At 64.5% G+C, this 313-nt stretch carries 1 pseudogene; it reads left to right on the top strand.

Annotated elements, in window-relative coordinates:
- Positions 1–237, top strand: a pseudogene (locus KVT32_RS29470) (threonine ammonia-lyase, biosynthetic); the annotation flags it as partial.
- Positions 238–313 lie beyond the last annotated feature (76 nt).

Here is a 313-nt window from a genome sequence, read left to right as displayed (position 1 = left end):
TACCGCTTCGGATTCCCGGAGCGCCCCGGCGCCCTGATGCGCTTCCTGGACAGCATGGCGCCGAACTGGAACATCTCGCTGTTCCACTACCGCAACCAGGGCGGCGACGTCGGGCGCATCCTGGTCGGCCTGCAGGTGCCGGCCGAAGAGATGGACGAGTTCAGGCAGTTCCTGGCGACGCTGGGATACCGGTATTGGGACGAGAGCGCGAATCCGGTGTACAAGCTGTTTCTTTGAACCGGCACTACGCATCGACCCGTAGGGTGGGCGGCTCCGCCGCCCACCCGTTCAAGCAGCAGGGGATTAAACGCGA

The organism is Achromobacter sp. GbtcB20, from assembly GCF_019091095.1.
GTDB classification, from domain to species: Bacteria; Pseudomonadota; Gammaproteobacteria; order Burkholderiales; family Burkholderiaceae_B; genus Achromobacter; species Achromobacter mucicolens.
The sequence above is the reverse complement of the archived record's forward strand: the minus strand, read 5'-3'. Positions and strand labels throughout refer to the sequence as shown.